This is a genomic window from Streptomyces sp. UW30 (assembly GCF_008042075.1).
GTDB lineage: Bacteria > Actinomycetota > Actinomycetes > Streptomycetales > Streptomycetaceae > Streptomyces.
In genome coordinates this window covers 34,219-60,307 of the sequence record NZ_RDBN01000017.1, presented here as the reverse complement: position 1 = coordinate 60,307, position 26,089 = coordinate 34,219, and the positions used below count along the sequence as shown (strand labels likewise).

Genomic DNA, 26,089 nt, shown 5'->3' with positions numbered 1-26,089 from the left:
CTCTTGGCTTCCCCGTGTTCAGCCGCCTCTCACTCTTTTCTCAGGTCAGGCGCTCATGTCGTGGAGGCGATGCACGAGACCGTCAGGGGGTGTCCGCGTACCTGACGCGGTGGCACAGGGCCGGGATCTGGCCGGAGGCGAGTTTCGGCATCACCTCGGGCAGCTCCTCGAACGCGCTCTCCCCCGTGACGAGGGCGTCGAGGGCGGGGTCGGCGAGCAGGTCGAGGGCGAGGGCGAGCCGGTCGGCGTAGGTACGGCTGGCGCGGCGGGCCGGGGAGACGGTGCCGACCTGGCTGCTGCGGATGACGAGCCGACGGGAATGGAAGGCCTCGCCGAGCGGGAGGCCGACCTGCCGGTCGCCGTACCAGCTGAGTTCGAGGACCGTGCCCTCGGGCCTGAGCAGTTCGAGCGAGCGGGCGAGGCCCTGCTCGGTGGCGCTGGCGTGGACGACCAGGTCGCACTCGCCGAGCGCGTCCCCGGGCGCGGCGAATCCGACGCCGAGGGCCTCGGCGACCGCGGCCCGGCCGGGGTCGGCGTCGACCAACTGGAGCCGTACGCCGGGGAAGCGGGCGAGCAGGGCGGCCACCGAGCAGCCGACCATGCCGCCGCCGACCACGGCGATCCTGTCGCCGACCAGGGGCGCGGCGTCCCAGAGGGCGTTGACGGCGGTTTCGACGGTGCCGGCGAGGACGGCCCGCGCGGCGGGCACGGTGTCGGGTACGACGGTGACGGCGCTCGCGGGGACGACGTAGCGGCTCTGGTGCGGGTACAGGCAGAAGACCGTACGCCCGACCAGTGCCGTCGGCCCTTCCTCGACCATCCCGACGCTGAGATAGCCGTACTTCAGCGGGGCGGGGAACTCGCCCTCCTGGAACGGCGCCCGCATGGCCGCGTGCTGGCTCTGCGGGACCCCGCCGCGGAACACGAGTGTCTCCGTGCCCCGGCTGACTCCCGAGTAGAGCGACCGCACCAGTACTTCGCCCTCGCCCGGCTCCGCAAGGGTGGCTTCCCGGATCTCTCCTTCACCCGGAGATCGGAGCCAGAACGCACGAGCGGTGCGGTTCATCGGGATCCTCCTGAACGATCGTGAAGCTGTGCACGTACGGAGGTGTGCACAGGTCGCGCACAGTACGCGGCCTTGATCGACTCTGTCATCTGGCCGGAGGAATGTGCGGTGGCCCTGAACAACACTTACGACGCGAGGCTGGTCCAGCAGGAGACCGCTGTGGGAGCGGGCGTGCAGATCCTGTTGCTGGCCCTGCTCGGATCGGCGATCGGCATGGGGCCGGCGGGCTGGCTGACCGGCCTCGTCTTCGCCATCGCCACCTGGGCGCTGCTCTCGCTGGCCCTGCACCGGTCGGGGCTGCGCTCCTTCGGCCCGGCCAACCGGGTCACCCTCGGACGCGCGACGCTGGTGGGCGGCGTCACGGCTCTCGTGGCCGACTCCTTCGAGAGTTCGCCGCCCGTCACGCTCTTCGTCGGTCTGACGGCGGTGGCCCTGATCCTGGACGGCGTGGACGGCAAGGTGGCCCGCCGCACGGGCACGTCGACGGCCCTGGGCGCACGCTTCGACATGGAGGTCGACGCGTTCTTGATCCTGGTGCTGAGCGTGTACGTCTCGATGTCGCTGGGCCCCTGGGTCCTCCTCATCGGCGCGATGCGCTACGGCTTCGTCGCCGCCGCCCGCGTCTGGCCCTGGCTGAACGCCCCGCTCCCGCCGAGCACGGCCCGCAAGACGGTCGCCGCGCTGCAGGGCGTGTTCCTGCTGCTGGCCGCCTCCGGCTACCTCCCGTACGCGGCGACGTTCGCGGTCACCGCGACGGCTCTCGCGGCCCTGGTCTGGTCGTTCGGCCGGGACATCGTGTGGCTGTACCGGAATCGGCCGTCGCGCGTGCGGCGGGCGCGGGTGGCGGAGGTGCGGGAGCTGGTGGCGTCCTGAGCGCGGTCAGCCGTCGAGCGGCCTCCGGTGAACGGTCGGCTCCCGCGCCGCGAACCCCAGCCGCTCGTCCAGCCGGTTCGCCGCGGCCCGGTCCGGCCGCGAGGTGAGATCGACGGTTCGCGCGGCCTCGTCGACGTCGCGCTCCGGTGCGAGTGCCGCGCTTGGCCGTCGATCGTGTGCGGCACCGTCGTGGCTGGTCGCGCAGTTCCCCGCGCCCCTTCAGGGCGCCCACCGCAGCGCTCCTGCGCCCGTTCAGAGTGCCGCCGCGTCACTCCCACGCCCCCTTCAGGGGCCTTCCGAACCGCTGTTGCCTGCGCCCAGCCTGCTGGGCCCTACCGGCGCGGCAGCACCCCGATCGCCGCCAGGGGCACGGTCGCCAGCACCAGCCAGGGGACGGCGGCGGGCAGGCCGGTGTCGAGCAGGGTGCCGGTCGCCGAGCTGCCGATGAGGACGATCAGCCCGGAGATCGAGGACAACGCGCCGGTGTAGAGGCCGAGTCGGCCCTCCTCGGCGAGGTCGGGGACCCAGGCGCGGGCGACCGGGACGACGAGCATCTGGCCCAGGGTGAGCAGGACGACGAAGCCGGCCGCGGGCAGCAGGCCCGCCGTGCCCGTCCGGTCGGCCGGGCGTGCCGCGGCCACGACCGCGAAGCCCGCCGCGATGAGCAGCAGACCGGCCACCATGGACCGGCGCAGGGTGAGCCGCTCCCCCACCCAGCGGGTGACGGGCAGCTGGGCGATCACCACCAGCAGCGAGGACAGGGCGAACAGCCAGGCCAGCGCGGCCTGGGAACCCGTGGCGCGCTCCACCTCGTCGGGGAGCGCGAGGTAGAGCTGGTTGTAGGCGAGCAAGTAGGCGCCGTACGCGCAGCACAGGGCGAGGAAGCGGCGGTTGCGCAGCAGCTTCCCCAGGCCGCCGCGCAGCCGGACACCGCCCTGCCCGGGTATGTGCTGCGGCAGCAGCCACGCGTGCCCGGCGAGGACGAGGACGAAGATCCCGGCGCCGGCGAGGCAGACCGTACGGAAGTCCACCGACAGCAGCAGCGCGCCGAGCAGCGGTCCGACGAACGCGCCCGCCTGCCCGGCCACCGTCAGCAGCGCGAGTACCCGGGTGCGGGAGCCGCCGCCCGACTCCTCCCACAGCACGGCCTGGCGGGCGACCTCGGACTCCACGGCCGGCGAGAACAGCGCGGCGGCGAACCCGATCAGCAGCACCGCCCCTACGACGGCCGCCGTCTCCCGGGCGTACCCCAGCCACACGAACCCGGCGATCCGCAGCACGCACCCCGTGAACACGACCGGCCGGATGCCGTACCGGTCGGCCAGCGCCCCGCCCACAACGAACAGCCCCTGCTGGCTGAACGTCCGCAGCCCCAGCACGAACCCGACCAGCCATCCCGCCATGCCGACGGCCTGTCCCAGGTGCCCGGCGAGGAAGGGCAGGACGATGAAGAAACCGACGTTGAAGGCGAGTTGGGTGAGGATGAGGAGGCGGAGCAGCGGGGAGAGGCGCGGACGGTCGGGAGCCGCCCCGCGGAAACCGAGCATCGACGGACGCGTCATCGGGTGGCCGCCAACTCCCTTGGTTCCGGCTGCCGTTCGGGCAAGGGAGCGACCGGCTCGGTCCTGCGCGTACGACGTCGCACACCCCCGGCCGCCGTCACCGCCAGCGCGCCCAGCAGGGCGAGTACGGCGGCGGGGGCGAGGACCGCCCAGGGGGCGCGCTCGGCGTAGGGCTGGTTCTCGGCGAGGAGCAGACCCCACTCCGGGGAGGGCGGCTGGGCGCCCAGGCCGAGGAAGGCGAGCGACGCGAGCGCGAGGGCGATGCCGGGCAGGCGGAGCAGGGCGTGCCGGGTGACGGGCGGCACCACGGCGGGCAGCAGTTCGTGGCGCAGCAGATACCAGGGGCCGGCGCCCAGGGCGCGGGTCGCGGTCAGGTGGAGCGCGGCGCGTTCCTGCCGTAGCAGCGCGCAGGTGTGGGCGGCGAGCGGCGTCCAGGCGACGGCGGCCACGGCGAGTGCGGGCGTGGCGGTTCCACTGCCGACGGTCGCGGTGACGAGCAGGGCGACGAGGACCGGCGGCAGCGCGGTGACGGTGTCGACGAGCGGCCCGGACAGCCGCGGCAGCAGGCCGAGCGCCAGCCCGGTGAGCAGGGTGACGGCGGTGATCGCGAGGGCGAGCAGCAGCGTGTCGAGGGCGCCGTGCGCGACCCGGGCGAGGACGTCCCGGCCGAGGGCGTCGGTGCCGAACGGGTGTGCCGGGGAAGGCGCCGCGAGTCGCTCGGCCGTGTCGAGGGCCAGCGGGTCGCGGGGCAGGCCGAGGGCGATGACGGCGACGAGCAGACCGCCGTACACGAAGGGCAGGATCCCGCGGGCGGGCGGTGTCGGCCGGTGCAGGGACGGCAGCGCGCCGTCGCGCAGAGCCGGGCCGATCAGCAGGCGGGTGAGGAGGTGGGCCCCGCCGGCGGCGAGCGCGGCGAGCAGGACGAGGGCGAGCGTGCCGGCCTGGAGGACGGGCAGGTCCTGGGCGAGGGCGGCCTGGAGGGTGGTGCGGCCGAGGCCGGGGATGTCGAAGATCTGCTCGACGGTGACCGCGCCGCCGGTGATGCCCACGACGAACAGGCCGGTGTTGGGCAGCAGTCCGGGCAGGCAGCGGCGCAGGGCCTGCCGGGCGAGGGTGCGGCCGGGCAGTCCGCGTGCGGTGCCGGCCAGCGCCCAGGGCTCGGCGAAGGCGCCGGGCAGCAGGTCGTCGAGGAGCCGGCCGAGGACTGCCCCGGCGGGCAGACCGAGGGCGAGGGCGGGCAGGACCGTCCACCGGAAGCCGTACCAGCCGAGCGCGGGCAGCCAGCCGAGCTGCACGCCGACGACGGTGGCGAGGACGGACGCGGTGAGGAACTCGGGCAGTGCGGCCAGGACGGCGGAGCCACTGCCTCCCGCCCGCCGCCCGTCGAGCCGCCGGTGCGCCCCGAGCCACAGGGTGCGGGCGCAGATCAGCGCGGCGGTGGCGGCGGCGACCGCGAGGGCCACCGCCATCAGCAGCAAGGAGACGCCGAGGGCTTGGAGCACGACGGGCGTGACCTCGCTGCCGGAGATCCACGACCGGCCGGCGTCCCCGCGCCACAGCCCGCCCAGCCAGTCCCCGAGCAGAGGGAACGGACCCTGGTCCAGGCCGAGTTGGGCACGGATGTCGGCCAGTACCTCGGGCGTGGGGTCGCGGTCCGCGGAGCGGGCCTTGAGGACGGTCAGCGCCGGGTCGGTGTGCGACAGCCAGGGCAGTACGCCGATGGCGGTGACGAGGGCGACGGCGATCCCGAACCGCCACAGCAACGTGGCCGCGCTGTGCCGCACGGATCAGCGCCGGGTGCCGATGCCGACGAGGGTGCGCTCGTACGGGTCGAGGAGCGCGCCGCTGACGGAGGTGCCGACGCCGGTGATGATGCGCTGGTGGACCAGCGGTACGACGGCGTCGGTGCCCAGGATGCGGGCCTCGGCGGCCATCGCGGCGTCCTGCCGCCCGGTGGTGTCGGTCGTGCGCTCGGCCTTGGCCACGGCACGGTCGACGTCCTTGTCGCACAGCCGGGCGATGTTGTAGCCGCCGTCGCAGGTGTAGTCGCTGGCGAGGACGGAGACGGGGTCGCCGGTGTCGACGAGGGTGTTGCGGGCGAGGACGAACGCGTCGAACTTGCCGGCCAGCGCGTCGCTCTCCAGCCGCGAGTACTCGCGCACCTCCAGCGTGACGTCGAACCCGGCCTTGTCCAGTTGCTGCTTCAACACCTGGGCGACTTCCGGGAGTTCGGGCCGGTTGTCGTACGTGGCGAGGGTGATGCGCGAGCCGCCCGGCTTCCCCGCCCCGGCCCGCCCGACCGGCTCGGTCCGCTTGCCCCCGGCCCAGGTGACGGCGGGCCCGTAGATGCCGGCGCCCGCGTCGGCGTACCCCTCGTAGACGTCCTTGGCGAGCGCGGAGGCGTCGACGGCCCGGCGGGCGGCGGCCCGCAGCGCGGCGTCCTTGAAGGGGCCCTTGCTGCTGTTGAGGAGCAGGCTCGTGGTGCGGGTCGTGGCGGTCGCCTCGCGGGTGGCCTTGTCGAGGGTGGCGGCCTGGGCGACGGGGATCGCCTCGGCGAGGTCGACCTGGTCGGTGCGCAGGGCGCTCGCGCGTGCGGTGCCGTCGGCGACGAACTTCACGTCGATGCCGGTGGCCTGGGCGCGCCCGCCCCAGTAGTCGTCGTAGCGGTCGAGGGTGGCGGCGGTGGCGCCCATGACCTTGGTGAGTTCGTAGGGCCCGGTGGCGGTACCGACCGGATCGACGTCGCCCTTCTCCTCGTACGCCTTCGCGGAGAGGACGGCGAGGGAGGGGCTGGACAGCCGCAGCGGCAGGATCGGGTCGGGGGCGCCGGTCGTGATCCGTACGCCGCCTGCGCCCTGCGCCTTCGCGGTGAGGGTGACGCCGGCGAGGGCTGCCGGTGCGGGCTTGGCCTGCGCGGCGTGGGCGAGGGAGGCGGCGACGGCGGCCGGGGTGACCTTCGAGCCGTCCTGGAAGGTGGCCTCGCGCAGGGTGAACAGCCAGGTGCGGTCGTCCTCCTGGCGCCAGGAGGCGGCGAGGGCGGGGGTGGCGGCGCCGTTGGCGTCCAGCGCGGTCAGGCCCTCGGTGACGCCGAGGCGGCTGAGGATGGTGGAGTCGGCGCCGTACGGCGAGAGGTTCTCGGCGGGCGGGAAGGCGAGGGCGACGCGCAGGCGGGAACCGGCGTCGGTGCCGGTTTCACTTCCACCGTCGGAGGCGAAGCAGCCGGCGAGGACGGGTGCCAGTAGGAGGGCGACGAGCGGGCGGAGTCGGGGTCGCACGGTCTATCGCTCCATCGGTATCTCGAAGTGGACGACGCCGTTGCCGCCGCCCGGTTCCTCGCGTTCGTCGTGCACGACCTTGCCGAGCGAGCGCCAGAAGCTCTCGGCGCCGGGCACGGCCGGGTCGGTGTGCAGATAGACGGCCCGGTAATCGCCGTCGGCCGCCGCGAAGGCAAGCAGCTCCGCGACGAGCCGCCGGGCGAGGCCGCGCCGACGGTGCTCGGCACGGACATAGACGCGGCGCAGCTGCGCGGTCGCGCCGGAGGGGTAGCGCTCGGCGAGGTCACGCGGGTTCGGCGGGTGGGCCGGGCCKCGGGAGTCGAGGGCGGCGGTGGCGACGACACCGTTGTCGCGCGGGTCGAGCGCGACGAGGAGGGTGTGGCGGGCCGGGGCGAGGTAGGCGGCGGCCGGGTCGATGATGTCCGCGTGCCAGCGGGGCACATAGCCGGTGCCGAAGTCGTGGTAGACGGTGTCGAGCATCAGGGCTCGCGCACCGTCGAGGTCGTCCGGGCCCGCCGCCCTGATGCTGTAGTCGTGCACTTGCACATCATATGCATTAAGCACAGGTGCTGATCACGACGCCCTTTGGACCTCCCCAGGACCCCCGCAACCCCCGTACGGCTCAAGCAATTTGACAGCGATCTCAAGCCGAGGTGAACCTGGCCACATGACATCCATTTTCAACAAGGGTAATGTTGCCCTGGAAACCGGCCGCTGATGCGTATCGCGTTCGTCGGCAAGGGCGGCAGCGGCAAGACGACGCTGTCCGCGCTCTTCGCCCGCCATCTGGCCCGCTCCGGTGCGCCCGTGCTGGCCATCGACGGCGACATCAACCAGCACCTCGCCGAGGCCCTGGGCCACACCGGCCCCACCCTGGACGTCCCGCCGCTGGGCGCCCACGTGCGGGACATCAAGGAACTCCTGCGGGGCACGAACCCGCGGATCGCCTCCGCCGACGCCATGATCAAGACCACTCCGCCGGGTCGCGGCTCCCGCCTCCTGACCCTTCTCGGCGACGACGAGCTGCACGCACGGCACGTCCATCGCGTGGGCGAGGTGCCGCTGATGGTGACGGGCGAGTTCGACGAGAGCGACCTCGGGGTCGCCTGCTACCACTCCAAGCTCGCCGGGGTCGAGCTCTACCTCGGCCACCTCGTCGACGGCCCCGGCGAGTACGTGGTGGTCGACATGACGGCGGGCGCGGACGCCTTCGCCTCGGGCCTGTTCACCCGCTTCGACATGACGTTCCTGGTGGCGGAGCCCACGCGCAAGGGCGTCTCGGTGTACCGCCAGTACCGCGACCACGCCCGCGAGTTCGGCATCCGCATCGCGGTGGTCGGCAACAAGGTCACCGGCGAGGACGACCTGCTCTTCCTCAAGGAGGAGGTCGGCGACGACCTCCTCACCCACCTGCACCACTCCTCCTGGATCCGCGCGGCCGAACAGGGCCGGGAACAGGGCGAGTTGGAGTCCCCCAACGTCCACGCCCTGAACGTCCTGCGCGAGGCGGTCGACGCCCACCCCAAGGACTGGCCGACGGCCCACCGCCACGCGGTCGAGTTCCACCTCCGCAACGCCCACGCCTGGGCGGACGCCAGGACGGGCCAGGACATGGCCGCCCAGGTGGACCCGGACTTCGTACCGGGGCCGGCGGCACTACTGGCCTGACGCACGGCAGGCCGAGGGAGAGCCCGGGCCGTCCCGGTGCGGTGGGCGTGGGCTCCGGCCCCCACGCCCACCGCGGTCGGTGTCAGGCCGCCCGGCGTGACTGGCTTCGGTGGGCTCGGACGATGTCCGCGTACCGGTGACCGGTGCCCTTGATCGTGCGCACCTGTGTGTCGTAGTCGACGTGGACCAGCCCGAACCGCTTCGCATAGCCGTACGCCCACTCGAAGTTGTCGAGCAGCGACCAGGCGAAGTACCCGGCCAGCGGGGCGCCCTTGCGGGCGGCGGAGGCGCAGGCCGCAAGGTGCTGGACCAGGTAGTCCTGGCGCTCCGGGTCGTCGACCGTGCCGTCGGGGCGTACGACGTCCGGGAAGGCGGAACCGTTCTCGGTGACGTAGATCTTGCGCGGGCCGTACTCGTCCGTCAGGCGCAGCAGCAGCGTCTCGATGCCGCTCGCGTCGATCTCCCAGTCCATGCCGGTGCGCGGTACGTCCGGGCGGCGGACGGCGCGGGCGTGGGGCGCGGGGCCCTCGGGGTCGTCGACGACGTATGCCGGGAAGTAGTAGTTCAGGCCGAGCCAGTCCAGCGGGGCCGCGATGGTCTCCGGGTCGCCGGCGCGCTCGGGGAGGTCGACGCCGTACGTCTCGACCATGTCGGCCGGGAATCCGCGGCCGTGCACCGGGTCGAGCCACCAGCGGTTGACGTGGCCGTCCTGGCGGCGGGCGGCGGCCTCGTCCTCGGGGCGGTCGCCCGCCGCGTACACCGTCGACAGGTTGTTGACGATGCCGACCTCGGCGCCGGGCGCGGCGGCGCGGATCGCCTGTGTGGCGAGGCCGTGGCCGAGGAGGAGGTGGTAGGAGGCGCGGACGGCGGCCGTCAGGTCGGTCAGGCCCGGCGCCATCTTCCCTTCCAGATGGCCGATCCAGGCCGAGCAGGACGGCTCGTTGAGCGTGGCGAACTGGGTGACGCGATCGCCGAGCCGGGCGGCGACCACCGAGGCGTACTGCGCGAAGTGCTCGGCGGTCTCGCGCTCGGGCCAGCCGCCACGGTCCTGGAGCGCCTGCGGGAGGTCCCAGTGGTAGAGGGTGACGGACGGGGTGATGCCCGCCTCCAGCAGGCCGTCGACCAGCTCGTCGTAGAAGGCGAGGCCCTTGGGGTTGACCGGTCCGTCGCCGCCCGGCACCACCCGCGGCCACGCGATCGACAACCGGTAGGCGTTCGTGCCCAGTTGGCGCATCAGCCCGATGTCCTCGCGCCAGCGGTGGTAGTGGTCGCAGGCCACGTCGCCGTTGTCGCCGCCCTCGATCTTGCCGGGCGTGTGCGAGAAGGTGTCCCAGATCGACGGGGAACGGCCGTCCTGCGCCACCGCTCCCTCGATCTGGTACGCCGCTGTGGCCGTGCCCCACAGGAAGTCGTTCGGGAGTGCGGCGAGGTCGATACGGTCGGACACAGAAATCCCTTCGGAATGGGGGGTGTTGGTCACTGGAGGGCGGCCCGTCACTTCACGGCGCCTGCCGTCAGGCCGGCGACCAAATAGCGCTGGAGCAGCAGGAAGCCCGCCACCACGGGCACGCTGACGACGAGCGAGGCGGCCATGATCTGGTTCCAGTACACGTCGTTGAGCGTGGAGTAGCCCTGGAGGCCCACCGCGAGAGTGCGGGTGGTGTCGTTGGTCATGACGGACGCGAAGAGCACTTCGCCCCAGGCGGTCATGAAGGCGTAGACCGCGACCGCGACGATGCCGGGGATCGCCGCCGGCACGACCACCCGGAACAGCGCCCCGAGCGGTCCGCAGCCGTCGACCAGCGCCGCCTCGTCCAGGTCGCGCGGCACCGAGTCGAAGTACCCGATCAGCATCCAGATCGAGAACGGCAGCGAGAAGGTCAGGTACGTCAGGATCAGGCCGCCGCGTGAGCCGAACAGGGCGATGCCGGTGGTGTTGCCGATGTTGACGTAGATGAGGAACAGCGGGAGCAGGAAGAGGATGCCCGGGAACATCTGCGTGGACAGGACGGTGACCGTGAAGACCCGCTTGCCGCGGAAGTTGTAGCGGCTGACCGCGTAGGCCGCGAAGACCGCGATCACCACCGAGCAGACCGTCGCCGCGCCCGCCACGATCAGCGAGTTCACGAAGTACCTCGCGAGCGGGACCGTCGACCAGATGTCGATGTACGGCCGGATGGTCAGGCTGCTGGGCAGCCAGCGGAACTGGCCCGTGACGTCCGCAAGCGGCTTGAGCGAGCTGGAGATCATGACGTACACGGGAACCAGCACGAAGCCCGTGAGCAGGGTGAGGAAGATGCGGCGGGACCACAGGAAGGAACGCGGGGGCGCCATGGGCGAGTTGCCCGGTGGCGCCATGGACGGGTTACGCATCGGCGGTCCTCCGTCCGCGCGAGGTGAGCCAGAGGTACAGGCCCGTCACGACGAGCAGGAACAGCAGCAGGAGCACCGACATCGCGGAGCCGGAGCCGAAGTTCCAGGTGACGAAGCTGGCCTGGTAGATGTGCACGGAGATGAGATCCGCGGCCTCCGGGGCGGTCTTGCCGAACAGGACGTACGGCGTGTTGAAGTCGTTGAACGTCCACAGGAACAGCACCAGGACGAGGACCTGGTTGACCGGGCGCAGCGACGGCAGGGTGATGCGGCGGATCTGCTGCCACATGCCGGCGCCGTCGAGCGCGGCGGCCTCGTACAGCTCCTTCGGGATGTTCTGGAGGCCCGCCATGACGATGAGGAAGGCGAACGGCCAGCCCTTCCACACCGACACCGTCAGCAGCGCGATGAAGCTGTTGTCGCCGATGAGCCAGAAGGAGGGCTTGTCGGTGAGGCCGAGCTGGTCGTGCAGGACGTGGTTCACCAGGCCGTTGTCGTGCTGGAACATGAAGACCCAGGTGATCACGGCCGTGTAGACGGGCAGCGCGTACGGCACCAGGAACAGCGCGCGCAGCAGGCCCCGGCCGCGGAAGGTGTCCTGCATGTAGATCGCCGCGGCCGTGCCGATCAGCCAGCACAGGCCGACCGACAGCAGCGTGAAGGCGACCGTGACCAGGAACGAGTGGAGCAGCGCCTCCCCGACGGGGGCGTTGAAGTCCACCGACATCCGGTAGTTGTCGATGCCGTTCCAGGGCGCGGTGGTCCAGTCGCGGATGTAGAACTGCGTGAGCTCCTTGAAGCTCATCACGATGCCGATCACCATCGGCACCAGGTGGACCAGGAGTTCCAGGAGCAGCGCGGGCAGGAGGAGCAGATACGGCAGTCCGATGCGGCGGATCCGCCCGGGACGGCGGCGCGGACCGCTCGCCGTCCCGGGGGAGGTCTTGCGCACGGTGGCCTCCGGCGGGACCGTGGTCGTCATCGTGCTCACTTCGTCGGCATCTGCTGCTGGGCCTTCTCCAGGGCCGCCTTCACCGAGTCGGTGGTCACCGGGCGTCCGGCGGCGGCGTCGGCCCACAGCCCCTTGATGGCCGTACCGACCGCCGTCTCGAACTGGGACTCGTCGGCGACCTGCGGGGCGGCGATGGCGCTGCCCGCGAGGGTGTCCTTGAGTACCGCGTTCGCGGGGGTGTTGAAGGACTGCTCCGACTGTGCGCCCTTGACCGGCGGGATCGAGCTGTAGGCCTCGTTGAGGACCTTCTGCTCGGCGTCGCTCGTCATGAACTTCACGAACTTCGTGGCGCCGTCGATGTTGTCGGTGTTCTTGAAGACGGCCAGGTTGATGCCCATGACCATGGAGTTGACGCTCGTGCCGGAGCCGGGGGTGCCGGACTGCACGGGCACGGGGGCGATGCCGTAGGAGTCCTCGCTCATGCCCTGCGACTTGAGGTTGGCGGAGGCGGACTGCCACAGCAGCATCGCCGTCTTGCCCTTGGCGAAGTCGCTGACGGACTGGTTCTGCGCGTACTCGGCGTTGCCCGGGGCGACGATCTTGTCATTGGCCATCAGGTCGACGAACTGCTTGACGCCCTCGACGGCCTTGTCGGAGGTGAAGTCGGGCTTGCCGTCGGCCGTGAAGAAGTCGGCGCCGTGCTGCTTGACGAAGACGACGGCGTGGTGGATGTTCTCGGCGGGGTTCGAACCCTCCACGCCCAGGCCCCACTTGCCGCCCTTGGACAGCTTCCTGCCGTCGGCGACGAGCTCGTCCCAGGTGGCCGGCGGCTTGGAGATGCCCGCGTCGGCGAACATCTTCTTGTTGTAGTAGAGCGCGTACGACATCGAGTACAGCGGCACCGCGGCGGGGTCCTGGCCCTCGGCGCCGGTCGAGCCGAGCGCGGAGTCGACGAACCGGTCCTTGCCGCCGATCTTGTCGAAGTTCCCGGCGTCCCACGGCAGCAGTGCCCCGGTGGCCTGGAGAGAGGCGCTCCAGGTGTTGCCGATGTTGAGGACGTCGGGGCCCTGGCCGGAGGTGGTCGCCGTCAGGATCCGGTTGAGCAGATCCGACCAGGGCACGACCTCCAGCTTCACCTCGATGCCGGTCTGCTTCTCGAACTTGTCGAGCTCGGGCTGGAGGACCTTCTTGTCGACCTCGATGCTGGCGCCCTGGTTGGAGGCCCAATAGGTGAGGGTCTTCGGCGACTCGTTGGACCCCCCGCCATCGGTCGACGAACCGCCTCCGCAGGCCGTTGCGGCCAGGGCGAGAGACATGGTGACGGCAGCTACGGCCGCGGCTCGCGTTGTGCGCATGGCTCCTGGTGTCCCTTCCGGGAGTACTCCTGCTTAATTTAGAGCGTGAGTTAAGCCCTAAGGAGCGTCCGCGTCAAGGCTTTTGACACAGTCACCGGACTCTGGTCCTAACTCTTGACTCCTTCGTTTTACAGCTGAACCATTCACCGGCGAGAGAGCGCTCCCAAACCCCACCATGTTCACTTCCTGAACAAGGAGAGCCGCCCCATGCCTGCTTCCTCCCCGCACTCCCGGCCGCCCTCGATCGGCCGCCGTACGCTGCTGGGCGCCGCGGCCGCGGCCACACCGGCCGTCCTCGGCGTGGCCACGCCGTCCGCTGCGGCTCCGTCCGCGCGGAAGAAGCCGCGCGCCCTGCCCGGCGGCGGCGACCTCGGCCCGAACGTCCTCGTCTTCGACCCGTCGACCCCGGGCATCCAGGCCCGGCTCGACGAGGTGTTCCGCCGGCAGGAGTCCGYGCAGTYCGGCACCGGCCGCTACGCGCTGCTGTTCAAGCCCGGCACCTACAACGGCCTCAACGCCCAGCTCGGCTTCTACACCTCGATCATGGGCCTGGGCCTGTCCCCCGACGACACCACGATCAACGGCGACGTCACGGTCGACGCGGGCTGGTTCAACGGCAACGCGACGCAGAACTTCTGGCGTTCGGCGGAGAACCTGGCCCTGGTCCCGGCCAACGGCACCAACCGGTGGGCCGTCGCGCAGGCGGCACCGTTCCGCCGGATGCATGTCCGCGGCGGCCTCAACCTCTCCCCCACCGGCTACGGCTGGGCCAGCGGCGGCTACATCGCCGACAGCCGCATCGACGGCCAGGTCGGGCCGTACTCGCAGCAGCAGTGGTACACCCGCGACAGCGCGATCGGCAGCTGGCTCAACGGCGTGTGGAACATGGTGTTCTCCGGTGTCGAGGGCGCCCCCGCGCAGAGCTTCCCCAACCCGCCGTACACCACGCTCGACACCACAGCGGTCTCGCGTGAGAAGCCGTTCCTGTATGTCCAGGGAAGCGAGTTCCGGGTCTTCCTCCCGGAGAAGCGGACGAACGCCCGCGGCGTCACCTGGGGCAACGGCACCCCGAGAGGCACCTCGCTGCCGCTGTCGCAGTTCTACGTCGCCCGGCCCGGCGTCTCGGCGGCCACGCTGAACGAGGCACTCGCGCAGGGACTGCACCTCCTGCTCACCCCGGGGATCTACCACGTCGACCGGCCGATCCAGGTCGACCGGCCCGACACCGTCGTCCTGGGCCTCGGCTACGCCACGCTCATCCCGGACAACGGCGTCACGGCCGTGAAGGTCGCCGACGTCGACGGCGTGCGGCTGGCCGGGTTCCTGGTCGACGCCGGACCGGTGAACTCCGCGACGCTGCTGGAGATCGGGCCGCAGGGCGCGTCCAGGGACCACTCCGCCAACCCGACCACGGTCCAGGACGTGTTCGTCCGCATCGGCGGCGCCGGCGCGGGCAAGGCGACCACGAGCATGGTGATCAACAGCCGGCACACCGTCGTCGACCACACGTGGGTGTGGCGTGCCGACCACGGCGAGGGCGTCGGCTGGGAGACCAACAGGGCCGACTACGGCGTCGTCGTCAACGGCGACGACGTCCTGGCGACCGGCCTGTTCGTGGAGCACTTCAACAAGTACGACGTGCAGTGGAACGGCGAGCGCGGCCGCACGGTCTTCTTCCAGAACGAGAAGGCGTACGACGCCCCGAACCAGGCCGCCATCCAGAACGGCTCGATGAAGGGCTACGCCGCCTACAAGGTGGGCGACGGCGTGACGTCGCACGAGGGCTGGGGACTGGGCAGCTACTGCTACTACAACGTCGACCCCACGATCGTGCAGCACCACGGCTTCGCCGCACCCGTGCGGCCCGGGGTGCGCTTCCACAACCTGCTCGTCGTCTCGCTGGGCGGCCAAGGACAGTACGAGTGCGTCATCAACGACACGGGGGCGCCGACGTCGGGGACCTCGACGGTGCCGTCGACGGTCGTGTCGTACCCGTGACAACCGCTCACCCCTCTGGCGGCCGCTCATCCGACCTGGTCGCTGCGTCCCAGGAAGCGGAACGCCTTCCCCTCCGCCTGGAACAGGAAGTAGTACGGCGGCCCCTGCTCCAGGGTCTTGTTGCCGTCCGTGGTGAAGCGGAGGGTCTTGGCGAGTCCCCGGTAGGGCGCGTCGAACAGGCGCCCGGCCACGGCCCCCGATTCGATGTCGGCCGCGCCGCCCAGCCTCTCCAGGGTGCGCGCGACCAGCCCCACGGCGTCATACGCCTCGGGGGACCAGCGGCCGGGTGCCGTGCAGGGTGACGGTTGCCCATTCGTTCACCCGGTGCGGCCCCGCCCCGTGGTGGGGAGGGGCCGCCCGGGGGCTCGCGGGTGCGACGCCCGCCCACGGCCTGGGGCGTCGACGAGAGGCCGTCGGGCCGAGGGGCCTCTCGTCGACGTGGACGTGCTACCGCGTCACCGCCGGCGCCGGCGCCGGCGCCGGGGCGTACCCGGTCGGTCGGGCCGTGAACGTGCCGCGGCCCTGCGTCCGGCTGCGCAACCGCGTCGCGTAGCCGAAGAGTTCGGCCAGCGGCACGGTCGCCGTGACAACCGCCGCGCCCGCCCGCGCGACCGAGCCGGTGACCCGGCCGCGCCGCGCCGCCAGATCGCCGAGGACTCCACCCACGGCGTCCTCGGGCACGGTGACCGTGACCTCGACGACCGGCTCCAGGAGAACCATCGCGCAGGAGCGCAGGGCGTCACGGAGACCGAGTCGGCCGGCCGTACGGAACGCCGTGTCGGACGAGTCCTTCACATGGGTCGCCCCGTCGGTGAGGGTGACGCGCAGCCCCGTCACCGGGTGGCCGCCCAGCGGGCCCTCGGCGAGGGCGTCCCGGCAGCCGGCCTCCACGGCACGGACGTACTCCTGCGGCACGCGACCGCCGACGACGGCCGAGCGGAACTCGAAGCCGGTCGCACCCTCCTCGACCGCGAGCGGCTCGACGTCGAGGACGACATGCGCGAACTGCCCTGCCCCGCCGTCCTGTTTGACGTGCCGGAAGACGAAGCCGGACACCCCTCGGCCGACGGTCTCTCGGTAGGACACCCTGGGGCGGCCGACGTTGACCTCCAGCCCGGCATCCCGTCGGATCTTCTCCACCGCCACCTCCAGATGCAGTTCGCCCATGCCGGACAGCACCGTCTGCCCGGTCTCGGCGTCGGTCCGCACGACCAGCGACGGGTCCTCCTCCACCAGCCGCGCCAAGGCCGAGGCCAGCCGGTCGGTGTCGAGGGAGCTGCGCGCCTCGACCGCGACGGACACCACCGGGTCGGCGACACCGGGCGGTTCGAGGACGAGCGGGGCGCCCGGTGCGCACAGGGTGGAGCCAGGGCGTGCCGACTTCAGTCCGACCACGGCCACGATGTCCCCGGCGACGGCTCGGTCGACCTGCTCATGCCGGTCGGCCTGGACCCGCAGGATCCGCCCGATTCGCTCGGTGCGCCGCGCGCCCGCGTCGAGCACGGTGTCTCCCTTCGCGATCGTTCCCGAATACACGCGCAGGTAGGTGAGCCGCCCGGTCGAAGTGGCGCTCACCTTGAACGCCAGCGCCGCGAACGGCGCCGACGGGTCGGCGGGCCGCTCTTCCTCGGCGCCGCCCTGCAGGCCGCGTACGGCAGGCACGTCGAGCGGCGACGGCAGATACGCCACCACCGCGTCGAGCAACGGCTCGACGCCGCGGTTGCGGTAGGCCGACCCGCACAGCACGACCACGCCCTCGCCGCCGCGGGTCAGCTCCCGCAGGGCACGGACCAGCGTCTGCGCCGTGAGGGCCGACCGGGCGCAGAACTCCTCCAGCGCGTCCGCATGCAGTTCGGCCACCGCTTCCTCCAGCAGCCGCCGACGCCGGCGGGCCTCCTCCCGCAGTTCCTCCGGCACCGGCTCTTCCACGGCCGTGTCGGCACCGTCGGCCCACACCAGCGCGCGCATGCGTACGAGGTCCACGACGCCACGGAACCCGTCCTCCGCGCCGATGGGCAACTGCACGACCAGCGGCGCCGGATGCAGCCGTTCCCGGATGGACGCGACGGCCGTGTCGAGGTCCGCGCCCGCCCGGTCCATCTTGTTGAGGGCCGACCGGGCGCAGAACTCCTCCAGCGCGTCCGCATGCAGTTCGGCCACCGCTTCCTCCAGCAGCCGCCGACGCCGGCGGGCCTCCTCCCGCAGTTCCTCCGGCACCGGCTCTTCCACGGCCGTGTCGGCACCGTCGGCCCACACCAGCGCGCGCATGCGTACGAGGTCCACGACGCCACGGAACCCGTCCTCCGCGCCGATGGGCAACTGCACGACCAGCGGCGCCGGATGCAGCCGTTCCCGGATGGACGCGACGGCCGTGTCGAGGTCCGCGCCCGCCCGGTCCATCTTGTTGACGAAGGCGATCCTCGGTACGCCGTGCCGGTCGGCCTGCCGCCACACCGACTCGCTCTGCGGCTCGACCCCGGCAACGGCGTCGAACACCGCGACCGCGCCGTCGAGCACACGCAGCGAACGCTCCACCTCGTCGGCGAAGTCGACGTGCCCGGGGGTGTCGATGAGGTTGATCCGGTGACCGTCCCAGGCGCAGCTGACCGCCGCCGCGAAAATGGTGATCCCGCGGTCGCGCTCCTGCGAGTCGAAGTCGGTGACAGTGGTGCCGTCGTGGACCTCGCCACGCTTGTGCGTGGTCCCGGTGGTGTACAGGATCCGCTCGGTGACGGTGGTCTTGCCCGCGTCGACGTGGGCGAGGATGCCGAGGTTGCGGACGACGGCGAGGGTGTTGAGGTTGGTGCGCACGGCCCGTGGCCTTTCGGATGATCCGGACGATCCGGATACGAAAAGGGGTCAGCGCGATTTCCGGACGAGCGCAGGCGCCCACGCGAGCACGACCTGCCGTCCCGTCAGAACAGGGGAACGGCAGGGGCGTTGAAGTGAGTACTGCTCGGGCGCTCACGCACGTGGTGCATCATGCTTCAAGAGTGCATGATGCACTTTCGATGTATGGCGCAATGTCACCGTAAGGTGTGGGCTCAGGGACCCGGGAAGGAGATCGGCATGGAGGCCCGAGAGGCCGCGGAGCGCATCGAGCGGGAGCTGCTGATCCTCACCCGCCACAAGGAGATGAGGGCACCCCGGGGCCCGCGCGGCGGGGACCCGCTGGACCAGAGCGCCTACGTCATCCTCAACAGACTCCAGGCACAGGGCCCGATGTCCATCCCGGACTTCGTCGAGGCCTTCGGACTCGCGGCGTCGACGTTCACCCGCCAGACCTCGGCCCTCCTGCGCAACGGGCTGGTGGAGCGGACCCTCGACCCGGACGGCGGGGTGGCCCGCAAGTTCCGCATCACCGAGGAGGGCCTCAGGCTCCTCACGCAACAGCGCGACGGAATCGTCACAGGCCTGTCCACGGTCGTGGCCGACTGGACCCCCGAGCGACTGGGGCGGTTCATCGCCGACCTACGGCAGTTCAACACGGACATCGAGCGGATCACCGGGCGCCCCTGGCCCAGAGGCGCGAACGACCCGGACGACGAAAACCCGTCGGCCTTGAGCGCGTTGACGGCCGACCACGACTGACGCACCCGGCACGCCCGCCGCCCCCGCGACACCCGCAGCGCCTTCGACGCTTCTGCGGGGCGTGCGATCCGTACAGGCGGGCCGTGTGAATCTCACACTCTTCCGGTGACAGACGATCGATGTTCGCCGTCACCAGTTCTGCCATCGTAAGAGGTGACAGGCACTGGTCACGCGGCCCGAAAGCAGCACGGCCGCCCGTTCGCCACCCCGCCCCGTCGCGCGGCGAGGCACCGCTGAGCAGGAGAGCAGCCCCGACTGGAGGCTTTCCGTGGACAAGCGGTACGAGGTCTACTGCCTCACTCACCCGCATTTCTACGACACGCCGTCCCGTGGCCGAACGCAGGGCCAGTTCCACCAGACTCTGCGCACCCCTCCCGCCTCCTGGTCGCGCGAGGAACTCGGCGACTGGGTGGTCTTCCGCCCGGTCGACGCGGAGCTCCCGAAGCAGGGCTGGAAGATCCACGTCTCGGCGTGTCCGGACAACGCGCAGACGACCCTGGACGCGGTGTGGGACTACTGCGTCCCGCGCCGTATCGCCTTCAAGTTCCTGCCCGGCCTGGACACCCTTTTCCTCGCCAACGCGAAGTACGCGCACCGCGGGTCCAGCGGAAAGTTCGTGACCGTCTACCCCGTGGACGAGGCCCAGTGCGAGCGTGTCCTCACCGAGCTCGGAGCCGTCCTCGACGGCCGGCAGGGGCCGTACATTCTCAGCGACCTGCGCTGGGGCGCCGGTCCGCTGTATGTCAGGTACGGCGCCTTCGCCGACCGGTACTGCGTCTCGGCCGACGGTGTGCTGGAGCAGGCGGTGGAGGACCCCTCCGGACGTCTGGTGCCGGATGTGCGAGGTCCCACCTTCCACGTTCCCGAGTGGGTGCCGCTGCCCGGGTTCCTCGAAGCGCAGCTCGCCGAGAGCCGCCGTACCACCGTCGCCGATCTGCCCTACCGGTTCGACAGGGCGCTGCACTTCTCCAACGGCGGCGGACTGTACGCCGGGATCGACACCCGCACCGAGGAACGTGTCGTCCTCAAGGAGGCCCGGCCGCACGCGGGACTCACCGCCGACGGCGCGGACGCCGTCACCCGGCTGGAGCGCGAGCGGACGGCCCTGGAACGGCTGCGCGGCCTGTCCTGCGTACCCGAGCTCCGCGATCACTTCGAGCTGGGCGGCCACCACTTCCTCGTCGAGGAGTTCATCGAGGGAAGGCCCCTGCACGAGGTGTTCGTCGAACGCTATCCGCCGACCGACCTGGAGGCCGACGCGTCGGCCTTCGCCGACTACGCGTCCTGGGCCCTCGACCTGCACCGGCGAGTGGAGGAAGCGGTCGCCGCGGTTCATGAGCGGGGCATCGTGATCGGCGACGTGCACACGTACAACGTCCTGGTCCGCCCCGACGGCCGGGTGGTGCTGATCGACTTCGAAGGCGCGTCGGACGTGGCGGAGGCGGGGCACCAGGTCCTCGCGGCCCCGGGTTTCATCGCCCCCAGCGGGGCCACCGGCTTCGACATCGACCGCTACGCGCTGGCCTGCCTGAGGATCTTCCTCTTCATGCCCCTGACGGGCCTCATCGAGCTGGACGGCGGCAAGGCCGGGCAGCTCGCCAGGGAGGCCGCCCGGCTGTTCCCGGTGCCCCGGCACTTCCTCGACGAGGCCGTTCGCACGCTCACCGGCGACGGCGGGATGGCCGCCGGGGCGGACGAAGGGCCGCGTCTGCGCCCCGACCACTCCGGCTGGCTGCGTGCCCGCGCCTCGATGGCCGACGCCGTCCTGGCCACCGCCACGCCCGAGCGCCGCGACCGGCTCTTCCCGGGCGACATCGAGCAGTTCGGCGTCCCGGGCGGCGGCCTCGCGGTGGCGCACGGCGCGGCGGGCGTGCTGTACGCGCTGGACGTGACCGGCGCCGGGCGCCACCCCGACCACGAGGACTGGCTGATCCGGCACGCACTGCATCCCGAGCCCGGAACCCGCCTCGGCTTCTACGACGGCTTGCACGGCGTCGCGTACGTCCTCGAACACCTCGGGCACCATGAGGAGGCCGTCAAGGTCCTCGACATGTGCCTGGACGAGCACTGGGAAACCATGGCACTGGACCTCAGGGGCGGACTGTCCGGCATCGGGCTCAACACGCTGCACTTCGCGACCACTCTCGGCGACGCCGCCTGCCGTGACGCCGCCCTGCACGTGGCGCAGGCCGTCGCCGACCGTATCGGCCCGGCCGACGGCGTGCCCGAGACCAGTGGCGGAGCCCACCCCAGGGCGGGGCTGATGTACGGCTCGTCCGGGCCCGCGCTGCTGTTCCTGCGCCTGTACGAACACAGCGGCGAACCGGCGCTGCTGGACCTGGCCGCCACCGCGCTGCGTCAGGACCTGCGCCGCTGCCTGGTGCGCGCGGACGGTTCGATGGAGGTCAACGAGGGCTGGCGCACCATGCCGTATCTCGCCGACGGCAGCGTGGGCATCGGCATGGTGCTCGACGAGTACCTGGCCCATCGCGCGGACGAGGAGTTCTCGACGGCCGCCGACCGGATCCGCAAGGCCGCGAGGGCGTCGTTCTACATCGAACCCGGGCTCTGCGACGGCGTGGCGGGGATGATCCTCCACCTCAGCCGCGCGCACCCGCCCGGCACGGCTGCCGCGCACGACCCCGTGATCGCGGACCACGTGCGCCACCTGGACCGCCACGCCTGCCTGCTCGACGGCCGACTCGCCTTCCCCGGCGAGCAGTTGCTGCGACTGTCCATGGACCTGGCCACCGGCACCGCGGGCGTCCTGCTGGCCCTGGGCGCCGCCTTCCACTCCCGGCCCGCAGGGCTGCCGTTCCTGACACCCGGCTGGTCGGCCGATGACCTACCCGTCCCCACGCGAGTACACGAGAGGAGGTGAGGACATATGTCGCTCCTCGAACTGCAGGGACTGACCATCGAGTCGGAGAACGGTTACCGTCCGCCGCCAGGCAGCCGGGCAAGCAAGGGATGCGGTGGAGGCAGCTTCCTCAGCCTGCTGCTCTGCTAGTCCTCACGACGAGTCCTCACCCACACTGCGGGGGCACTCCGAGTGCCCCCGCCCTTCGCTGGAAACGCAGGAACCGTACGACGACGGGAGCGGCCGGTGGACCGACGCGCGGCGGACCGTCTGCTGTTCGAAACGGTCCGGCGGGGCGGTGTGTGGGGCGGCGTCCAGGCCGCCGCGTCACTGCTGCTGGCAGGGGTCTACGTGCTCCTGCCCGCCGTGATGGGCCGCACGGTAGACGCCGTGCTCGGACGCGGCGACACCGCCCTGTGGCTGACCCTGTCCGCCGTCACCGTCGCGCTGCTGGTGGTGTGCGACACCGTGGACGACTACGCGGGCGCCGTGGCCAACGCCCGCTGCACGGCATGGCTGCGGCACACCCTGCTCGGCCATGTCCTCGATCTGGGCGCCCCCGCCACCCGCCGGCACACTCCGGGCGATCTGGTGGCGCGTCTGGTGGGCAACACGGCCCGGGCCGGCAACGCCCCGTCGGGCCTGGTGTGGGCGGTGACCGAACTGGTCCCCCCGGTCGGGGCCGTGGTGGCCCTGGCCCTCATCGACCCCTGGCTGTGCCTCACCTTCCTGGCCGGACTGCCCTTGGTCGTCCTCATGGTCCGAGCCTTCGTCCGCGACGTCTCCGACCTCAACGACCGCTACTTCGCCACGCAGGGCCACATCGCCACCCGACTCGTCGACGCCCTGACCGGCATCCGGACCATCACGGCCGCCGGGACCGCGGCCCGCGAGTGCGAGCGGATACTGCAGCCGCTGCCCGAACTGCACCGCCACGGCCTGGGCATGTGGCGCGCGTACGCCCGGGTCTGCGCACGGGACGCCGCGATCGTCCCCCTGCTGGAGGTCGCCGTACTGGCGGTGGCCGGACTGGGGCTCGCCCGAGGACGCATCACACCGGGTCAGATGCTCGCCGCGAGCGGGTATGTGCTCCTGGCCACCGGCGTGAGTTCGCTGGTGGCCTCGGTCAACCGGCTGGCCTTCGCACGCGCCACCGCCGGACGGGTCGCCGAGGTGCTGGGCGAGCCCACGGTCGCCCACGGCAGCGCACACCTGCCCTCCGGGGGCGGCGGGCGACTGGAGTTCCGCGGGGTCACGGTGCGCACCGCCGAGGGCGACGCCACGCTGGGCGGCATCGATCTGGAGCTGCCGCCGGGCGCGCTGGCCGCCGTCGTAGGGCGCTCGGGATCCGGCAAGTCCCTGCTGGCCGCGCTGGCCGGACGGCTGGTGGACCCGGACGAGGGCGAGGTACTGCTCGACGGGACGCCGCTCGGCGCTGTGGACCGCGGGGAGCTGCGGCGGGCCGTCGCCTACGGCTTCGAACGACCGGTGCTGCTGGGCGAGACCTTCGCCGACGCGATCGGCTTCGGGCCACGCACACCCGGGGGCGGGGAGATGCGTGCGGGGGCCACCGCGGCACGCGCCGACGCCTTCGTCCGGACCATGCCCGAGGGGTACGGCACCCCGCTCACCGATGCCCCGCTGTCCGGCGGCGAGTCCCAACGCATCGGCCTGGCGCGCGCGTTCGTCCAGTCCGCGCCGGAAGGCCGCCTCCTGGTACTGGACGACGTGGCGGCAAGCCTCGACACCGTCACCGAGCACCACATCGGCCAGGCCCTGACCGGCACCGGTCCGCTCGCCCACCGCACCCGGCTCGTCGTGACCCACCGCGCCTCCACGGCGGCCCGCGCGGACGTCGTCGTCTGGCTCGACGCGGGACGGGTGCGGGGCCTGGGGACGCATCGGGAGCTGTGGACACGGGAGGGCTATCGGGCGGTGTTCCGCCCGGAGTCCGGGGATGACGCGGGGGTGCGCCGGTGAACCCGGCACCGGGAGCCCTGCTGCGCACCACGCTGCGCACGCGGCGCCGGGAGTTCGTACGGCTCACCGGGTGGTCGCTGGTCGAGGCCGCGCCCGCGTTGCTGTCCGGCTGGCTGGTCGCCCGTGCCGTCGACGACGGCTTCCTCGCGGGCCGCAGCGCCGCGGGCCTCGGCTGGCTCGGACTCCTGGCCGCCGCCGTCCTCGTCGGCGCCTGGGGCACCCGGCACGCCACGCTCCAACTGGCCGCAGTCGTCGAGCCGTTCCGCGACGAACTGGTCACCCTAGCCACCACCGGCACGCTGCACCGCTCCTCCGTCCACGCCGGCCGACCCGCAGACACCGCGGGCGTCGCACGGCTGACGGAGCAGGTGGAGATCGCCCGCGAGTCGTACGGAGCGGTCGTGATGTTCGTGCAGAGCTTCGCGGTCACGACGGTGAGCGTGCTGCTCGGGCTCGCCGCGCTGGACCCGGCCCTCCTGCTGTTCGTCGTACCGCCCCTCCTGGCCGGGCTCACGCTTTTCCTGCTGGCCCTGCGGGCGATGGCGGCCCGGCAGCGGGCGGTCGTCCTCGCCGACGAGGCCATCGCCGAGCAGGTGAGCACGGTGGCCGGCGGGCTGCGGGACGTGACGGCGTGCGGCGCCGAGGACGTCGTACGCCGTCGGGTCGGCGCCCGTATCGACGAGGCGGCCGGCGCGGCCCGCGCCCTGGCCCGGCTCACCGCGTTGCGCACCGCCGCCCTGGGTGTCGGCGGCTGGCTGCCGATCGTGCTCATCCTGGCCGGGGCGCCTTGGCTGGTGCGGGGCGGGGTGACGGCCGGCGCGATCCTGGGCGCGCTGACCTACGTCGCGCAAGGCCTCCAACCGGCCCTGCGCGGCTTCGTCCAGGGACTCGGCGGCAGCGGGCTGTGGCTGCTGGTCACACTGGGCCGGATCCTGGAGGCGGCCGAGGTGAGGGGTGCGGGGCAGGAGGGGCCGGCGGCAGCGTGGGGAGCGTCGACGGCGCCGGAACCGGCCGCGGCAGCGACACCGGCGGCATCGAGATCGCCGGGGGCGTCGGGACATGCGGGGCCCCGGCCGGGGGACGGCCGTGTCGAACTGCGCGGTGTCACCTTCGGTTACGCCCCCTGCGCCGAACCGGTCCTCCAGTCCCTCGGCCTCTCCCTCGCGCCCGGCACCCATCTGGCCGTCGTCGGACCCAGTGGCGCGGGCAAGTCCACGCTCGCCGCGCTCATCGCCGGGGTGCTCGAACCGCAGGTCGGCCAGGTACGCCTGGGCGGAATCCCGGTACGGACCCTGGACCCCGGCCGACTCGCCCGGTCCCGTGTACTGATCCCGCAGGAGGCTTACGTCTTCGCCGGCACCCTGCGCGAGAACCTCACCTACCTGCTGCCCACGGCCACCCGGCCCACCCTCGACGCGGCGGTCCACGCCATCGGCGCCGACCCGCTCGTCGAACGCCTCGGCGGCTACGACGCTCCCGTGAACCCGGCCCTGCTGTCCGCCGGTGAGCGCCAGCTGATCGCACTCGTTCGCGCCCTGCTCCCGCCGGCCCCGCTGGTCCTGCTGGACGAGGCCACCTGCCACCTCGACCCGGCTGCCGAGGCGGTCGCCGAACGGGCCTTCGCCTGCCGTCGTTCCACCCTGATCGTCTGCGCCCACCGGATCAGCTCCGCCCTGCGCGCCGACCTCGTGCTCGTGATGGACGGCCCACGCTGCACCCTCGGCACACACGACCAGTTGCTGGCCGACTGCGCTCTCTACCGCGACCTGATCGGCCACTGGGACCAGGCGACGGCCGACGTCCGGCGCGGATGACCGACGCGGGGCGCCGGTGCGGCCGACGCGGAGTCCGTATCGGACCACGATCCGCCGTGCCCGAGCGCGGCCACTCGTCCCGGTCTACAACCAACCCGACTCGCGGGCGATCCGGATCGCGTCGATGCGGTTGCGCGCCCCGGTCTTCCTGGAGACGGCGTTCAGGTGATTGCGGACGGTTCCGACGCACAGCGAGAGCCGGTCGGCGATCTCACGCGTGGGCGTGCCGTCCGCCGCCAACCGCAGTACCTCGATCTCCCTCTCGGTCAGCGGGTTCTCCACCGACGAGAGCGCCAGCAGCGCCAGTCCGGGGTCGATGAACCGCTCGCCCGCGGCCACCTTGCGGACCCCTTGGGGCAGGACGTCGCAGGGGCTGTTCCTGCCGATGAGACCCGCGACGCGACGTGCCAGCGCCCGCCGGAGATAGTCCGGCGTCGTCGAGCCGACCACGAGCAGGGCCCCGCACTCGGGCAGCCGCGCAGCCAGCTCCTGGCAGGTACCGAGGGCTCGGTCCTCATCGCCGTCGCTGTCGATGACCACGACGTCGGGCCGGTACGACAGCGCGTGCGGGACCGTCTGACTGCGCTCCGGTGACGCCGCGACCACTTCGATGTCCTTCTCACGTGTGAGCAGGGCGGCGAGTGCCCCACGCACCAGGTCTGCCTCCTCGACGAGAAGAACACGGATCAACATCGCTCCTGCCCGGCCGGACGCGGCCTCCA

General features: G+C 72.1%; 20 protein-coding genes and 1 pseudogene. 8 read left to right on the top strand and 13 right to left on the bottom strand.

The window, feature by feature from the left end; all coding sequences use genetic code 11:
* Window positions 1–82: 82 nt before the first annotated feature.
* Window positions 83–1,066 (bottom strand): zinc-dependent alcohol dehydrogenase, encoded by a 984-nt coding sequence (locus EAO75_RS09480; protein WP_147994613.1) that lies wholly within the window; start codon window positions 1,064–1,066, stop codon window positions 83–85.
* Between the two features lie 108 nt (window positions 1,067–1,174).
* Between EAO75_RS09480 and EAO75_RS09475 the strand changes: the two genes are divergently transcribed.
* Complete coding sequence (locus EAO75_RS09475; protein WP_147994612.1) at window positions 1,175–1,939, top strand: CDP-alcohol phosphatidyltransferase family protein; 765 nt, start codon at window positions 1,175–1,177, stop codon at window positions 1,937–1,939.
* A 6-nt stretch (window positions 1,940–1,945) separates the two neighbouring features.
* On the opposite strand, the pseudogene EAO75_RS47135 reads toward EAO75_RS09475, so the two are convergent.
* The 5 genes and pseudogenes from EAO75_RS47135 to EAO75_RS09450 all read right to left on the bottom strand — a co-directional run.
* A pseudogene (locus tag EAO75_RS47135) lies at window positions 1,946–2,071 on the bottom strand (GNAT family N-acetyltransferase); the annotation flags it as partial.
* Between the two features lie 200 nt (window positions 2,072–2,271).
* Window positions 2,272–3,501, bottom strand: coding sequence for an MDR family MFS transporter (locus EAO75_RS09465; RefSeq protein WP_261989218.1), 1,230 nt, complete (start codon window positions 3,499–3,501; stop codon window positions 2,272–2,274).
* Window positions 3,498–5,285, bottom strand: a complete 1,788-nt coding sequence (locus tag EAO75_RS09460; protein WP_147994611.1) for an ABC transporter permease subunit — start codon at window positions 5,283–5,285, stop codon at window positions 3,498–3,500. Before EAO75_RS09460 ends, EAO75_RS09465 begins: the two co-directional genes overlap by 4 nt.
* Window positions 5,286–5,288: 3 nt before the next feature.
* Window positions 5,289–6,776: an ABC transporter substrate-binding protein gene (locus EAO75_RS09455; RefSeq protein ID WP_147994610.1), complete on the bottom strand. Its 1,488-nt coding sequence runs from the start codon at window positions 6,774–6,776 to the stop codon at window positions 5,289–5,291.
* Between the two features lie 3 nt (window positions 6,777–6,779).
* Window positions 6,780–7,316, bottom strand: coding sequence for a GNAT family N-acetyltransferase (locus tag EAO75_RS09450; RefSeq protein ID WP_147994609.1), 537 nt, complete (start codon window positions 7,314–7,316; stop codon window positions 6,780–6,782).
* A gap of 177 nt (window positions 7,317–7,493) precedes the next feature.
* On the opposite strand from EAO75_RS09450, the gene EAO75_RS09445 reads away from it, so the two are divergent.
* Window positions 7,494–8,444, top strand: a complete 951-nt coding sequence (locus tag EAO75_RS09445) for an ATP-binding protein (protein WP_147994608.1) — start codon at window positions 7,494–7,496, stop codon at window positions 8,442–8,444.
* 82 nt (window positions 8,445–8,526) lie between these two features.
* On the opposite strand, the gene EAO75_RS09440 is transcribed toward EAO75_RS09445, so the two are convergent.
* The 4 genes from EAO75_RS09440 to EAO75_RS09425 are packed head-to-tail and all read right to left on the bottom strand — an operon-like array spanning window position 8,527 to window position 13,124.
* Window positions 8,527–9,891 (bottom strand): GH1 family beta-glucosidase, encoded by a 1,365-nt coding sequence (locus EAO75_RS09440; RefSeq protein ID WP_147994607.1) that lies wholly within the window; start codon window positions 9,889–9,891, stop codon window positions 8,527–8,529.
* 47 nt (window positions 9,892–9,938) lie between these two features.
* On the bottom strand, window positions 9,939–10,778 hold the full coding sequence (locus EAO75_RS09435) for a carbohydrate ABC transporter permease (RefSeq protein ID WP_147994630.1): 840 nt from the start codon (window positions 10,776–10,778) through the stop codon (window positions 9,939–9,941).
* A 31-nt stretch (window positions 10,779–10,809) separates the two neighbouring features.
* A complete protein-coding gene (locus tag EAO75_RS09430) occupies window positions 10,810–11,799 on the bottom strand; it encodes a carbohydrate ABC transporter permease (RefSeq protein ID WP_147994606.1) in 990 nt (329 codons plus the stop codon).
* 5 nt (window positions 11,800–11,804) lie between these two features.
* Window positions 11,805–13,124 carry an ABC transporter substrate-binding protein gene (locus EAO75_RS09425; RefSeq protein WP_147994605.1) on the bottom strand — a complete coding sequence of 440 codons (1,320 nt, stop codon included), beginning with the start codon at window positions 13,122–13,124 and terminating at the stop codon, window positions 11,805–11,807.
* A gap of 207 nt (window positions 13,125–13,331) precedes the next feature.
* Here EAO75_RS09425 and EAO75_RS09420 point away from each other — a divergent pair, with 207 nt between their 5' ends.
* On the top strand, window positions 13,332–15,122 hold the full coding sequence (locus EAO75_RS09420; RefSeq protein WP_147994604.1) for a coagulation factor 5/8 type domain-containing protein: 1,791 nt from the start codon (window positions 13,332–13,334) through the stop codon (window positions 15,120–15,122).
* Between the two features lie 26 nt (window positions 15,123–15,148).
* Here EAO75_RS09420 and EAO75_RS09415 read toward each other — a convergent pair whose 3' ends face one another.
* Together EAO75_RS09415 and EAO75_RS09410 are read right to left on the bottom strand one after the other, a co-directional pair.
* Entirely contained in the window at window positions 15,149–15,376 is a 228-nt protein-coding gene (locus EAO75_RS09415) for a hypothetical protein (RefSeq protein WP_187284365.1), read from the bottom strand.
* Window positions 15,377–15,569: 193 nt separating this feature from the next.
* A complete protein-coding gene (locus tag EAO75_RS09410; RefSeq protein WP_147994603.1) occupies window positions 15,570–17,933 on the bottom strand; it encodes an elongation factor G in 2,364 nt (787 codons plus the stop codon).
* Window positions 17,934–18,191: 258 nt separating this feature from the next.
* Between EAO75_RS09410 and EAO75_RS09405 the strand changes: the two genes are divergently transcribed.
* The 5 genes from EAO75_RS09405 (at window position 18,192) to EAO75_RS09385 (ending at window position 25,367) form a co-directional block, all read left to right on the top strand.
* A complete protein-coding gene (locus EAO75_RS09405) occupies window positions 18,192–18,713 on the top strand; it encodes a MarR family winged helix-turn-helix transcriptional regulator (protein ID WP_147994602.1) in 522 nt (173 codons plus the stop codon).
* Between the two features lie 268 nt (window positions 18,714–18,981).
* Window positions 18,982–21,594, top strand: coding sequence for a class III lanthionine synthetase LanKC (gene lanKC / locus EAO75_RS09400; protein WP_147994601.1), 2,613 nt, complete (start codon window positions 18,982–18,984; stop codon window positions 21,592–21,594).
* A 6-nt stretch (window positions 21,595–21,600) separates the two neighbouring features.
* Window positions 21,601–21,723 (top strand): SapB/AmfS family lanthipeptide, encoded by a 123-nt coding sequence (locus EAO75_RS09395; protein WP_147994600.1) that lies wholly within the window; start codon window positions 21,601–21,603, stop codon window positions 21,721–21,723.
* A 96-nt stretch (window positions 21,724–21,819) separates the two neighbouring features.
* The gene (locus EAO75_RS09390; protein ID WP_147994599.1) at window positions 21,820–23,553 is read left to right on the top strand and encodes an ABC transporter ATP-binding protein; all 1,734 of its coding nucleotides are present in this window, start codon (window positions 21,820–21,822) and stop codon (window positions 23,551–23,553) included.
* A complete protein-coding gene (locus tag EAO75_RS09385) occupies window positions 23,550–25,367 on the top strand; it encodes an ATP-binding cassette domain-containing protein (RefSeq protein WP_147994598.1) in 1,818 nt (605 codons plus the stop codon). Before EAO75_RS09390 ends, EAO75_RS09385 begins: the two co-directional genes overlap by 4 nt.
* A gap of 84 nt (window positions 25,368–25,451) precedes the next feature.
* Here the strand turns inward: EAO75_RS09385 and EAO75_RS09380 are convergent, their stop codons facing one another.
* Window positions 25,452–26,060, bottom strand: coding sequence for a response regulator transcription factor (locus tag EAO75_RS09380; RefSeq protein ID WP_147994597.1), 609 nt, complete (start codon window positions 26,058–26,060; stop codon window positions 25,452–25,454).
* Between the last annotated feature and the right edge of the window lie 29 nt (window positions 26,061–26,089).

What these genes read in the sequence shown, in the direction of transcription:
- EAO75_RS09480 (WP_147994613.1), bottom strand. Translation starts at nt 1,066, where the DNA reads ATGAACCGCACCGCTCGTGCGTTCTGGCTCCGATCTCCGGGTGAAGGA.
- EAO75_RS09465 (WP_261989218.1), bottom strand. Translation starts at nt 3,501, where the DNA reads ATGACGCGTCCGTCGATGCTCGGTTTCCGCGGGGCGGCTCCCGACCGT.
- EAO75_RS09445 (WP_147994608.1), top strand. Translation starts at nt 7,494, where the DNA reads ATGCGTATCGCGTTCGTCGGCAAGGGCGGCAGCGGCAAGACGACGCTG.
- EAO75_RS09435 (WP_147994630.1), bottom strand. Translation starts at nt 10,778, where the DNA reads ATGGCGCCCCCGCGTTCCTTCCTGTGGTCCCGCCGCATCTTCCTCACC.
- EAO75_RS09430 (WP_147994606.1), bottom strand. Translation starts at nt 11,799, where the DNA reads ATGACGACCACGGTCCCGCCGGAGGCCACCGTGCGCAAGACCTCCCCC.
- EAO75_RS09425 (WP_147994605.1), bottom strand. Translation starts at nt 13,124, where the DNA reads ATGCGCACAACGCGAGCCGCGGCCGTAGCTGCCGTCACCATGTCTCTC.
- EAO75_RS09405 (WP_147994602.1), top strand. Translation starts at nt 18,192, where the DNA reads ATGGAGGCCCGAGAGGCCGCGGAGCGCATCGAGCGGGAGCTGCTGATC.
- EAO75_RS09395 (WP_147994600.1), top strand. Translation starts at nt 21,601, where the DNA reads ATGTCGCTCCTCGAACTGCAGGGACTGACCATCGAGTCGGAGAACGGT.
- EAO75_RS09380 (WP_147994597.1), bottom strand. Translation starts at nt 26,060, where the DNA reads ATGTTGATCCGTGTTCTTCTCGTCGAGGAGGCAGACCTGGTGCGTGGG.